The 11,258-nt window shown below is 63.9% G+C and carries 11 protein-coding genes and 1 pseudogene; 2 read left to right on the forward strand and 10 right to left on the reverse strand.

What is annotated here, in order from left to right:
- A partial coding sequence (locus GSQ89_RS12155) for an MFS transporter (protein ID WP_254073180.1) occupies positions 1 to 1,293 on the forward strand: 1,293 nt, incomplete at its 5' end.
- Between the two features lie 33 nt (positions 1,294 to 1,326).
- Here GSQ89_RS12155 and pgsA read toward each other — a convergent pair.
- Entirely contained in the window at positions 1,327 to 1,926 is a 600-nt protein-coding gene (gene pgsA, locus GSQ89_RS12160) for a CDP-diacylglycerol--glycerol-3-phosphate 3-phosphatidyltransferase (RefSeq protein WP_158925425.1), read from the reverse strand.
- A 156-nt stretch (positions 1,927 to 2,082) separates the two neighbouring features.
- Between pgsA and GSQ89_RS12165 the strand changes: the two genes are divergently transcribed.
- The gene (locus tag GSQ89_RS12165) at positions 2,083 to 2,610 is read left to right on the forward strand and encodes a VOC family protein (protein ID WP_158925427.1); all 528 of its coding nucleotides are present in this window, start codon (positions 2,083 to 2,085) and stop codon (positions 2,608 to 2,610) included.
- 166 nt (positions 2,611 to 2,776) lie between these two features.
- Here the strand turns inward: GSQ89_RS12165 and GSQ89_RS12170 are convergent, their stop codons facing one another.
- The 9 genes and pseudogenes from GSQ89_RS12170 to GSQ89_RS12205 all read right to left on the reverse strand — a co-directional run bounded on the left by GSQ89_RS12170 (position 2,777) and on the right by GSQ89_RS12205 (position 11,211).
- Positions 2,777 to 3,919 carry an LLM class flavin-dependent oxidoreductase gene (locus tag GSQ89_RS12170; RefSeq protein WP_158925429.1) on the reverse strand — a complete coding sequence of 381 codons (1,143 nt, stop codon included), beginning with the start codon at positions 3,917 to 3,919 and terminating at the stop codon, positions 2,777 to 2,779.
- A gap of 6 nt (positions 3,920 to 3,925) precedes the next feature.
- Positions 3,926 to 4,546, reverse strand: a complete 621-nt coding sequence (locus tag GSQ89_RS12175) for an NIPSNAP family protein (protein WP_158925431.1) — start codon at positions 4,544 to 4,546, stop codon at positions 3,926 to 3,928.
- Positions 4,547 to 4,597: 51 nt separating this feature from the next.
- Positions 4,598 to 4,909, reverse strand: a complete 312-nt coding sequence (locus tag GSQ89_RS40095; protein WP_371734246.1) for an oligopeptide/dipeptide ABC transporter ATP-binding protein — start codon at positions 4,907 to 4,909, stop codon at positions 4,598 to 4,600.
- 147 nt (positions 4,910 to 5,056) lie between these two features.
- A pseudogene (locus tag GSQ89_RS40100) lies at positions 5,057 to 5,593 on the reverse strand (ATP-binding cassette domain-containing protein); the annotation flags it as partial.
- Positions 5,593 to 6,564 (reverse strand): ABC transporter ATP-binding protein, encoded by a 972-nt coding sequence (locus tag GSQ89_RS12185; RefSeq protein WP_158925435.1) that lies wholly within the window; start codon positions 6,562 to 6,564, stop codon positions 5,593 to 5,595. The pseudogene GSQ89_RS40100 and the gene GSQ89_RS12185, both read right to left, overlap by 1 nt.
- Complete coding sequence (locus tag GSQ89_RS12190; protein ID WP_158925437.1) at positions 6,561 to 7,421, reverse strand: ABC transporter permease; 861 nt, start codon at positions 7,419 to 7,421, stop codon at positions 6,561 to 6,563. The genes GSQ89_RS12185 and GSQ89_RS12190 overlap by 4 nt, the downstream gene beginning before the upstream one ends.
- Positions 7,408 to 8,358, reverse strand: a complete 951-nt coding sequence (locus tag GSQ89_RS12195) for an ABC transporter permease (RefSeq protein WP_158925439.1) — start codon at positions 8,356 to 8,358, stop codon at positions 7,408 to 7,410. Before GSQ89_RS12195 ends, GSQ89_RS12190 begins: the two co-directional genes overlap by 14 nt.
- A 10-nt stretch (positions 8,359 to 8,368) precedes the next feature.
- Positions 8,369 to 9,943, reverse strand: a complete 1,575-nt coding sequence (locus tag GSQ89_RS12200; RefSeq protein WP_158925441.1) for an ABC transporter substrate-binding protein — start codon at positions 9,941 to 9,943, stop codon at positions 8,369 to 8,371.
- 110 nt (positions 9,944 to 10,053) lie between these two features.
- Positions 10,054 to 11,211 carry an acyl-CoA dehydrogenase family protein gene (locus GSQ89_RS12205; RefSeq protein ID WP_158925443.1) on the reverse strand — a complete coding sequence of 386 codons (1,158 nt, stop codon included), beginning with the start codon at positions 11,209 to 11,211 and terminating at the stop codon, positions 10,054 to 10,056.
- Positions 11,212 to 11,258: the final 47 nt, after the last annotated feature.

The following is an 11,258-nucleotide window of genomic DNA, read 5'->3' on the forward strand; positions in this document are numbered from 1 at the left end:
CTGCTGGGTGTCGTGCTGGGCAGCCTGGACAGCGCCATCGCCAATATTGCGTTGCCGACCATCGCACAGGAAATCGGCGCCAGCGACGCCGGCATCATCTGGGTGGTGAACGGCTATCAGCTTGCCACCGCCGTTTGCCTGCTGCCCGCCGCGGCACTTGGCGAGATCATCGGCCACAAGCGGGTCTACGCCACCGGCCTGATCGTCTTCACCATCGCCTCCCTGGCCTGCGCGATCGCGCCGACCCTGGACACGCTGGTCATTGCCCGCTTGGTGCAGGGGTTGGGTGGCGCCTGCACGTCGGCCCTCGGCCCCGCCTTGATCCGATCCATCTATCCGCGCCGCATGCTCGGCAGCGGCTTCGCCCTGATCGCACTCGCCGTCGCCGTTTCCAGCGCGCTGGGGCCGACCATCGCCGCCCTGATCCTGTCGGTTGCGTCATGGCGCTGGCTGTTTCTGGTCAATCTGCCGGTCTGCCTGGTCGCCATACCGTTGTTTGTGATCGTGGCACCGGCCAGCCACGGCACGCCCCGAGGCTTCGACCTGCCGGGTGCCCTGCTGACCGCCCTGGCCCTGGGCCTGGTAGTGATCGGCGTCGACGCGCTGGGTGACAGCCGAAGCGGCATCGCGATCGCCGAGATCGTTGCCGGCCTCGCCTGCTTCCCCCTGCTGTACTGGCAGCAGTTACGCCGGACGGCCCCATTGCTGCCGCTCGACCTGTTGCGCATTCCGCTGTTTTCCCTGTCGATCGGCACGTCGATCTGTTCCTACAGCGCGCAGATCCTGGCGTACGTCTCCATTCCGTTCATGCTGCAGACGGTGATGCACCGTTCGCCGGTGGCAACCGGGTTGCTGGTGACGCCCTGGCCGGCACTGGTCGCGATCGCGGCGCCGGTCGCGGGGCGATTGTCGTCACGCTATCCCGCGGCGATCCTGGGCAGTGTCGGCTTGGCGGTGCTGACCGCCGGCCTGGTCTTGCTGGCGCTGCTGCCCGCCGCGCCATCGGATTGGGACATCGGCTGGCGGATGGGCGTGTGCGGCCTCGGCTTCGGCTTCTTCCAAACCCCCAACAACATCACCGTCATGACGTCTGGCCCGCTGGCCCGCACCGGCGCGGCGGGCGGCATGATGGCGGTCGCCCGCACCATCGGCTGGTCCCTCGGTTCCGCGTTGGTGGCGCTGATCTTCGCGACGACGACGGTCAGGCCGACCATTCTGTGCCTGGAGGTCGCCGCCGGTTTCTCAGCCTTCGCCGCCCTGATCAGCAGTGCCCGCCGGTTCAGCCGGGCGTGAGCAGCCGGGCGATGTCCCGTTCGGCCAAAACGATCACTCGGCGACAGACGGCCCGCGTCGCTTGGACGTCGCCGCATGACGCCATCCGGCTGTCAGGTAATCCCAGCCGGTGATCAGGGTCAGCGCCGCGGCAACCCACAGCATCGCCTCGCCGATCAAAGAAACCGGCAAAAGGTTCAGATGCAGAATGGCAGCCGTGCCATCCCCGGCGAGCAGCGTCCCCAGGGCACCCATCTGAAAACCGGTCTTCCACTTCGCCAGCTTGGTTACCGGCAACCCCACGCGGATACCGGCAAGATACTCGCGCAGACCGCTGACCAATATCTCCCGCAGCACGATGATGATCGCGGGATAAAGTCCCCATGAGGACAAGCGGTGATGACCGACCAGCAGCAACAGCACCGCGCCGACCAGCAATTTGTCGGCAATCGGGTCCAACATCCGCCCCAGATCGGATTGCTGTAGCCGCGAGCGGGCAAGCTTCCCGTCGAAATAGTCCGTGATGGCGGCGGCGGCGAAGACAATGCAGGCCGCCATGTCCGCCAGCGGCGTCTCGATCGCCACACAGATGACCAGCAACGGTATCGCCGCAATGCGCGAAAGCGTCAGGACGTTGGGAAGGTCGGTGAGCATGCCGGGCCGATGCTAATCTATCGCGCCGACTTAAACCATGACCGAGTCCACGGGAAGCCGCCGTTTACCGGGACAGGAACACAACCGGAAAACTTGCCCTCCCGCAGGTTACCGAGTCACACTTCCCCCACGACAATAATCCGAGGAGGCCAAGCCATGACAACCAAAAGCAAAGGATTTCTCCGCCACGTCGCGCTCAGCGTCGCCGATCCCTGGGAAACGGCGGAATACTACAAGGCCACGGTGGGCCTGCAGGAAGTCACCGAACTCGACGGCCCCCTCGCCGAGGGCGTGTTCCTGACCGACGGCGTGGTCAACCTCGCCATCCTGCACTTCAAGGATGAGGAAGCCGCCCAAGGCAAAGGCGTCGATTTCGTCGGCATCCACCACATCGGCTTCTGGGTCGACGACGTCATCACATCCGGCCAACAGGCTCGGGCTGCCGGCGGCAAATGGATCATGGGCGACCCCAACAACCCCGACGGCTACGAGGTCAAGCACACCGACCTATCCGGCATCATCTTCGACATCGCCGCCCACGGCTGGGCCGGCGCCCAGAAGCGCCCCGGTGAGTCGGAGAACGAAGTCCACCCCAACCCCCACCGCCGCCTTGCGAAGTTCGACGAACGCCGCGAGGCCGCTCGCCGGAAGATCGAGGCCAACCGGATGGCGGAAGCGGTCTGAATCTGTACCGACCGGCGCCATCGTCGGTCGATCAGCAGTGCATTACCATCGTCATGGCATGCGGAGGCATGCCATCCACGCCTTTCTACAAGCGAAACAAAGGCGTGGATGGCGAGCCTTCGCTCGCCATGACGGTTGAACAGGTCAACGAGGCCGCCATGTGGCGTTAAGCCGGCGCGAACAGCCGATCGTCGCCCGCCTGCGTCTTCTCCGCTGTCGGGTCGATCACCCCCTGAAACGCCGCGTCCCGCTGCAACGCCGGCAGCACACGCTCCGCGAACAGCCGCATGTTCAACTCCGCCAGGTGATGCGGCATGCTGCCGAACGAGAACTCCGTCACCAGGTGATCCATCCCCGTCAGCCGGCGCAGTTCCGCGATCTGCTGCACGCAGTCATCCGGCGTCCCGACGATCTGGATACTCAGATAAAAATCCGTCGCCTTCGACCGGTAACTCGCGTCCTTCATCTTCGTATAGGTCTTCGCGAGCTTCCCGTAAGACTCGTACCCCTTCACCGACCCCAGATGCCCGTCCGAGAAATGGTAGTGGTTATCAATCGAATCCCACTTCTCGCTCAGATAGCGCAACGCCCATTCACGCGCTTCCTCCCGCGTCGGCGCACAGGCGACATTGGTCAGGATGATCGGCGGCCGAGGTTCATGCCCCACACTCGCAACCATCTCGCGATACCGGTACACGTCCTCCGCCGCCTTCGGCCATTCGTTCTGCATCACGATCAGCATCCCGAATCCCAGCTTCGCCATCACTTCGGCTGACTCCGGACTGACCGACGACGCATAGAACCGCTGTTCCGGGTGGGAAATAGGCCGAGGCCGGATCGATACGCGGGGGATCTTATAAAACTCCCCGTCCCACTCAAACGAATCCTCGCTCAACGCCTTGATGATCAATTGCGCTGATTCGACGAACCGAGGCCGAGCCTCCTCCATCGGAATGCGGAAGCCGGCGTATTCGACGCTGGCGGCCCCACGCCCGAACCCCATCAGCGTGCGCCCGCCACTGATCACGTCCAGCAGCGCGATCTGCTCCGCCACCCGGATCGGATCATGCCAGGGCAGCACGATGACGCACGTCCCCAGCGTGATCCGTTTCGTACGTCCCGCGTAATAGCTCAGCAGTTGCAACGGCGACGGCGACATGGAGTAGCCGGTGAAGTGATGCTCCAGCGCGAACAGCGAATCGAAACCCAGCGGCTCCGCCAGGTCCCCCAGCGCCATATGTTCGTTATACAGCGCCACATCCGGCCGTTCGGGTTGGGCCAGTACGCTCAGCGCGGTTCCAACCTTCATGACACCCTACCTCAACGGAGAGCACGCCGCCGGCATCACCAGCTTGTTTTCCTGCTTCACCACCAGGCCGGAGGCAGCACCGCCCGGCGGCCACACGCCCTTCGCCACCGCCTCGGCGCGAATGCGCTGGCGTTCCGCGGCGTCCTTATACGCCCAGATATGAACCCATTTGTTCAGGCCACCGAGTTCCGAGTACCAGGCCCCAACCAGCGGCGACAGCTTCACCCGTTCGTCGATCTTCGCTGCCCAGCGCTCGATCATCCCCGGCAGCGCACCGGGCGCCAGCGTATAGGACCGGATCTCGAACAGCGGCCCGACTTCCCTGGGCGCCAGCGACGGCGAGAAAGGCGCCGGAATAAAGATCTCGCTCTGCATCGACACGATGAACTCGCCGATCGCCGGCGGCCAAACTTTGGTCTTCACCGCCTCTTCCCGGATCGCCGCCCGATGCCCGAAACTGTCGTAGGTCCAGATATGGGTGATCTCGTTCAGCGCCCCCACCTCGGTGTGCCACAGCGCCGTCAGCTTCGAGAGTTTCTCCCGCACCGGCAGTTTCTCGCCGAACCGCTTCTCGACTTCGGCAACCGAACCTGGCTTTAGCTGATACGTCCGAACTTCGATGATCATTGGTGCTTCTCCCACTGGATGCGCGGACGATAACGGGATGCACCCGGGTTGTCACATCGGCGGGCCAGGCGCCACCAGATGACAGGCGACATCATGCCCGGTCCCGACCGGACGCATCGCCGGTTCGTCTGTCCGGCAGACCGGCATCACATGCGGGCAGCGCGTATGAAACCGGCATCCCGAGGGCGGCGCCAACGCGGTGGGAATATCGCCCGCAATAACCGGCTGCGCACCCACACCTCGCTTGCGCTGCGACGGATGCGTCACCGGAACAGACGCCAGCAGCGCCTGCGTATAGGGATGCGACGGGCGCGCGTACAGCGACCGCTTGTCCGCGACCTCCACCACCTTCCCCAAGTACATCACCGCCACGCGCGTCGAGATATGCTTCACCACGCCAAGATCATGGGCGATGAACAAATACGTCAGCCCAAGCTCGCCCTGCAGATCGGACAGCAGGTTGACGATCTGTGCCTGCACCGAAACGTCCAGCGCCGACACCGGTTCATCGCATACCACCAGTTTCGGCCGCAGGATCAACGCCCGAGCGATGCCTATGCGTTGCCGTTGTCCACCGGAAAACTCGTGCGGAAACCGGTAGCGGGTGCTGTCCGGCAACCCCACCATGTCCAGCATCCGCGTCACCGCCTGCCGCGTCTCCGCACTGCGGCGAGCGCCATGGATCAGCAACGGCTCCATGATCGTTTCTTCAACGGACATCCGAGGATTCAGCGCCCCGAACGGGTCCTGGAACACGATCTGCATCGCCCGCCTTGCGGCCCGCAGTGCCTTGGGACTCAGGCCGGTGATCTCCTGCCCATCGAACACCACCTGCCCCGCGGTGGCCGGGATCAACCGAATCAACAGCCGCCCCAGCGTCGATTTGCCGCAGCCCGACTCCCCCACCAGCCCCAGTGTCTCGCCGGATCGGATCGTCAGATCGACGCCATCGACCGCCCGCAGCGCCGTCCGGGTGCGACGGAAAAACCCGCCCGCCTCCACGTCGTAGTGTTTCACCAGGCCAATAGCTTCCAGCAGCGCCGCCATCAGCCGATATCCCTGACGCGAATACAGGCGGCGGCATGCCCCGGCTCGAACATCGCCAACGGCGGGATCGACTCCCCACACGCCGGCACCGCGTACGAACACCGCGCCGAGAACCGGCATCCGGGCGGCCGCCGAGACGGCTCCGGCAAACTACCCGGAATGGCCACCAACCGGTCCTGGTCCTGATCCAGCGTCGGCACACAGGACAGCAACCCGCGCGTATACGGATGCAACGGATGATCGAACAGCCGCCCCACGGGAGCCTGCTCGACCGTGCGCCCGGCATACATTACCAGCACGCGATCGGCGGTCTCCGCGATCACCCCCATGTTGTGGGTAATCATCATGATCGCCATGCCGAATTCGTCCCGCAAATCCATCAGCAGCGACAGGATCTGCGCCTGGATCGTTACATCCAGCGCCGTCGTCGGCTCATCGGCGATCAGCAGCTTCGGCCGGCATACCAGCGCGATCGCCAGCATCACCCGCTGCCGCTGCCCACCCGACAACTGATGCGGATAATCCGTCATGCGAGACGTCGCCGACGGAATACCGACTTTCTCCAGCATCTCCACCGCACGAGCAAAACGGTCCTTCTGGGACAGGCTTTCGTGCGCACCGATCGTCTCCATAATCTGCTCGCCGATGGTGAAGACCGGGTTCAGCGAGGTCATCGGCTCCTGGAACACCATGGCGATGCCCGGCCCGCGCAAACGCTGCATCGACCGATCGGACAACCGCAGCAAATCCTGCCCCTCGAACATGATGCTGCCGCCCAGAATCCGCGCCGGCGGCCGCGGCAGCAGCCCCATGATCGCGAGCGCCGTCACGCTCTTGCCGCTGCCGGATTCCCCGACGATCCCCAGAATTTCCCCCTTCTCCAGGCTGAAGGAGATGTTCTCGACCGCCGTCACCTCGCCGCCGCCGGTCTGGAACGACGTGGTCAGGTCGCGGACTTCCAGCAAACTCATTGCTGAATCCTCAACCGCGGATCGAGTACGTCGCGCAAACCGTCCCCCAACAGGTTCAACCCCAGCACGGTGATCATCAGCGCCGCACCCGGGATGGTGATGATCCAGGGCGCATCGATCATGTATTGCCGTCCCTCCGCCATGATGTTCCCCCAGGTCGGAGTCGGCGGCACCGCGCCGACACCCAGGAACGACAACGTCGCCTCGGTCAGCACAGCGTATGCGAACAGAAACGAAAGCTGCACGATCAGCGGCGCCATCGCATTCGGCAGGATGTGGTGACGCAGGATGCGCCAGTGCCCTGCCCCGGCGGCCAGCGCCGCCTGCACATACTCCATCTCCCGCAGCACGATCACCGAGGACCGGACGATCCGCGCCGTGCGCGGTGTATAGACAATCGCCAAGGCGATAATGACATCGTTCACCGACGGCCCCAGCACCGACGTCACGCCGATCGCCAGCAGCACTGCCGGAAACGCCATCAGCGCGTCATTGATCCGCATCAGCCCATTGTCCAGCCGCTTGAAATAGCCGGCGGCCGCGCCGATCAGCGTCCCCAGCACGGCATTGATCGCCACCACCGCCGCGCCGATGAACATCGACAACTGCGCACCCCAAACCACCCGAGACCACAACGACCGCCCGAAATTATCCGTCCCGAAAATGAAATCCCGGCTCGGTGGCAGGAATTTGTTGCGCATCGACAGCTTGTTCGGGTCCAACGGCGCGATCACCGGCGCCAGGATCGCCACCAGCAGCACGATCCCGAACAGCACACAGCCCAGCACGAACAACCGGTGATGCAGCAGACGCCGCAGCGTGGCCCGCACAGGCGATACGCGCCTAGCCTCCGTCATAGCGCACCCTCGGATCGAGCAGCGCATAGCAGCAATCGACACCGATATTGATCAGCACCAGCAGCGCCGTCGTGATCAGCAGCCCGCCCTGCACCATCGGATAATCCCGGTTCAGCACCGCCTGGGTCAGCAACTGGCCGATGCCCGGAATGGAAAACAACGTCTCCACCACCACCGAACCGGAGATCAGCAGGCTGACGATGATCCCCAGCACCGTGGTGATCGGGATCAGCGCATTGGCCAGCGCATGCTTCATCACCACCGTCCGGTTCGGCAGCCCCTTGGCCCGAGCGGTGCGGATGTAGTCCTGGCGCAGCACCTCCAGCATCGTGGAGCGAGTGATGCGGGCCAGCAATCCGGCCAGCAGCAGCGCCAGCGAGATCGCCGGCATGGTCGATGTTGCCAGCCAGCCCAACGGATCGTCGGTGAACGCCACATAGCCACCCGTCGGCAGCCAGCGCAGATCGACCCCGAGCACGATGATCATCAGCAGCCCGAGGTAGAAACTGGGCAGCGAAATTCCCAGCATAGCGAACACCATCGCCGCCTGATCGACCCAGGTATTCTGCCGCAGCGCCGCCAGGATGCCGCTGACCAGGCCGATCAGCAGCGTCAGCACCAGCGCATAGGCCGACAGCGCCAGCGTCACCGGCAACCGCAGCATCGTCGCCTGCACCACCGGCTGGCCCAGCAGCAGCGACCGCCCGAGATCGCCGTGCAGCAGATTGAGATACCAGTCCGCAAGCTGCGTCAGCAGCGGCTGATCCAGGCCCAGGTCGCGGCGGATGTTGATGATCTGTTCGGGCGTGGCCGACATCCCGGCGATCGCCGCGGCCGGGTCGCCGGGGATCAGGTGGATCATGGCAAAGGTGATCAGACTGACGATCAACAGGATCGGCAACGCACCGAGAAGCCTGCGAACCAGGATGCCGCCCATCAGCCGACGGTCAAGGCGTGAACCAGACGTTGGACATCCGCGGGATCCGGAACGGGACGAAACCGTTGACGTTGGACCGTACCGCCTGGACCTTGGTGTAAGCGCCGAACGGGACCGCGTACACCCGGTCCAGCACCAGCTTCTGCATTCGGGCGAACGCCTGGTGCCGGCCTTCGGCCGTCGGCAGCGTGTTCATGTCGCTCCAGGCAGCCAGGACATCGGGATCGTCCTTGCCGTCCACCGGCTTGTAGGTGGCGTTCGGTTGCACCAGGAACTGCATCGTCGCCAGGGCACCCAGCGCCGGCTGTGTCCCCCAGCCGGTGAAGTGGAAGTTCCAGCCCTTCGTCGTGTTCAGCGACATCTGCACCGAGGTCGGCCAGTCCACCACCTTCATCTGCGCGTTGATACCGACCGCCTGCAACTGCTGCTGCATCACCAGCGCGGCGTTGTACATCGACGGGTAGTCCTTGTTGGTCAGTAGGACCACCGGCTCGCCTTTATAATCGGCCTCCGCCAGGTATTTCTTCGCCAACGCCGCGTTGTGCAGGTTGTAGGTGTCCTTGCCGGCATCGGTGTAGTCGGGCTGGTTGGGATACTGGAACCCGACGTTCAACTGATAATTGCCATCCGACGCCGCATCCATGACCTCATCCATGTCCAACGCCGCCTGGATCGCCTTGCGCACCAGCAGCTTATCGGTGGGCGGGTTGGAGATGTTTGGGTTGGCGATCTGGATCCACCAGTTCTTCAGCGGCAGGATGGTGATGTTCTTGTCGGTCTTCAGGTCGGGCACGGACTTGGCGGGCACGTCCTCCACCCCCTGAAGCTCTCCGGTGCGCAGGCCGGCGACGCGCGCGCCGGGTTCGGTGACGATACGGAAGGTCACCGTGTCGAAGCAGGCCTGCTTGTACCCGCCGAAACCGGTGCGGTCCTGGAAGCTGGTGTTCGGCTGGTAGCCGTCGAAGCGCTTCAGCTTCACCGCGCTGCCCGGGACGGATTCGACAAGCTGATACGGCCCGGTGCCGATCGGCTGCGTCAGTTGCTGAGCCGGCACATCGCGGTTTTCCGACGGGATGATGACGATCGGCACGCTGAACGACGACAACGCCTCGATGAACGTCGGCTGGATTTTCTTCATGTGGATCACGAACGTGGACGCATCCGGCGCGTCCCACCGATCCACGTTGTCCAGCGTGCTGCGCTGGTTGCCGACCTTCGCATACCGGTCGAATGACGCGACCACGTCGGCCGAGGTCATCAGCTTGCCGTTATGGAAATGCACCCCCTGCCGCAGCTTGAACGTGTAGGTCAGATGATCAGCTGCTTCGTCCATCGACGCGGCGAGTTCCAGGATCGGATGGTTGTTCTCATCCCGCGTCATCAGCGATTCATAGATGTTCATCGCGATGTTGCGCGTCGAGATCGTCGACGACGTCATCTGGTCCAGGGTGTTGATGTTGGCTTCCTGGCCGAAGACGAAATCCCCGCCGACATGCGGACATTTGAACGGAGCAGCCTGCGCGGCCGCGACGGAAAGACCGGCGGAAACAAGCAACCCCAGAGGGGCCAGAAATCCACGTTTCATCCGTTACAGTCCCCCAGCGGCGTTGACGCGCCATCCCATCGCAGGCTGATGCTGCTTGGAACGGAGCGTGACCCCGCGAACCGAGGCCGTCAAGGACGAATGCGTCCGGCTCAGCCGGGCAGTTCCAGGACGTTCTTGGCCAGGATGTTGCGCTGGATCTCGTTCGATCCCGCATAGATCGAGGACGGCCGCGATTGCAGGAACAGCCCGGCGGGGTTCAGGTCGCGGTTGCCCTCCATCGGCCCGAGCCCACCGCCATACTCCCCCGCCACCTCCAGCATCGTCTCCGTAATCCGCTGAAAAAGCTCGGTTTGATTGATCTTCAGCATCGACACGTCCGGACCGATGCTCTCGCCCCGCCGCACCTTCTCGACGAAGGTCTCATACAGGTCCTTGTGGTCCTCCAGGTCGAGCCGCAGCCGCGTGTAGCGATCCTGGAACTGGTCGTCCTCCCACACCGCCATCCGTTCGGCCAGCAGCTTCAGCCTCTTCAACGCATAGGCGGACTGGCGGGGCGACCCGGACCCGATCCGTTCAAAGCCCAGCAGCGCCTTGGCCATCGTCCAGCCCTTGTTGATCTGGCCGACGAGGTTGTCCTTCGGCACGCGGACATTGTCGAAGAACGTCTCACAGAACTCATCCGCCATATCGATGTTGGTGATCGGCCGGACGGTGATGCCGGGCGTGTCCATCGGCACCAGCAGGAAGCTGATCCCGTCCTGCTTCTTCGCCTGCTTGTCGGTGCGCACGAGCAGGAAAATCCAGTTGGCGTCCATCGCCAGCGAGGTCCAGATCTTCTGCCCGTTCACCACCCAATGGTCGCCGTCCAGCACCGCCTCGGTGCGCAGCGATGCCAGGTCCGACCCGGCGTTCGGCTCACTGTAGCCCTGGCACCAGATGTGCTCCCCGGCCAGGATCTTCGGCAGGAAATACTGCTGCTGCTCTGGCCGTCCGAATTTGATCAGCAGCGGCCCGATCATGGTCATCCCCATGTCGTTCAGCCTGGCACAGCCGTAGCGTTCCTTTTCCTCCAGGAAGATCAACTGCTTGCTGGCCGAGATCCCCATGCCGCCGAATTCCTTCGGCCAGTTTGGCGCCAGCCAGCCCTGCTGCGCCAGCTTCATGTACCAAGGCTTGTTGTCCTTGAAGTGCAGCCGCGACGGCGGGTTGCGGATGTCCGCTGGATAATTCGCCTCGATCCAGCCCCGCACATGCGCGCGGAACTGTTCGTCGGAAAGGGAGTCGAGATCAGCTTGGTTAGTGGCCATGGCAGCCATCCGCGGGGTCCCCTCGGGTCGTCTGTGGTTTGCAAGGT

The sequence above is a fragment of the Acidisphaera sp. S103 genome, assembly GCF_009765975.1.
Lineage (GTDB): Bacteria > Pseudomonadota > Alphaproteobacteria > Acetobacterales > Acetobacteraceae > Rhodopila.

Bases quoted from the DNA above. Each gene is read 5' to 3' on its own strand.
- GSQ89_RS12185 (WP_158925435.1), bottom strand. From the start codon at position 6,564: ATGAGTTTGCTGGAAGTCCGCGACCTGACCACGTCGTTCCAGACCGGC.
- GSQ89_RS12165 (WP_158925427.1), top strand. From the start codon at position 2,083: ATGACAACCAAAAGCAAAGGATTTCTCCGCCACGTCGCGCTCAGCGTC.
- GSQ89_RS12200 (WP_158925441.1), bottom strand. From the start codon at position 9,943: ATGAAACGTGGATTTCTGGCCCCTCTGGGGTTGCTTGTTTCCGCCGGT.
- GSQ89_RS12175 (WP_158925431.1), bottom strand. From the start codon at position 4,546: ATGATCATCGAAGTTCGGACGTATCAGCTAAAGCCAGGTTCGGTTGCC.
- GSQ89_RS12170 (WP_158925429.1), bottom strand. From the start codon at position 3,919: ATGAAGGTTGGAACCGCGCTGAGCGTACTGGCCCAACCCGAACGGCCG.
- pgsA (WP_158925425.1), bottom strand. From the start codon at position 1,926: ATGCTCACCGACCTTCCCAACGTCCTGACGCTTTCGCGCATTGCGGCG.
- GSQ89_RS12190 (WP_158925437.1), bottom strand. From the start codon at position 7,421: ATGACGGAGGCTAGGCGCGTATCGCCTGTGCGGGCCACGCTGCGGCGT.
- GSQ89_RS40095 (WP_371734246.1), bottom strand. From the start codon at position 4,909: ATGTACTTGGGGAAGGTGGTGGAGGTCGCGGACAAGCGGTCGCTGTAC.
- GSQ89_RS12205 (WP_158925443.1), bottom strand. From the start codon at position 11,211: ATGGCCACTAACCAAGCTGATCTCGACTCCCTTTCCGACGAACAGTTC.
- GSQ89_RS12195 (WP_158925439.1), bottom strand. From the start codon at position 8,358: ATGGGCGGCATCCTGGTTCGCAGGCTTCTCGGTGCGTTGCCGATCCTG.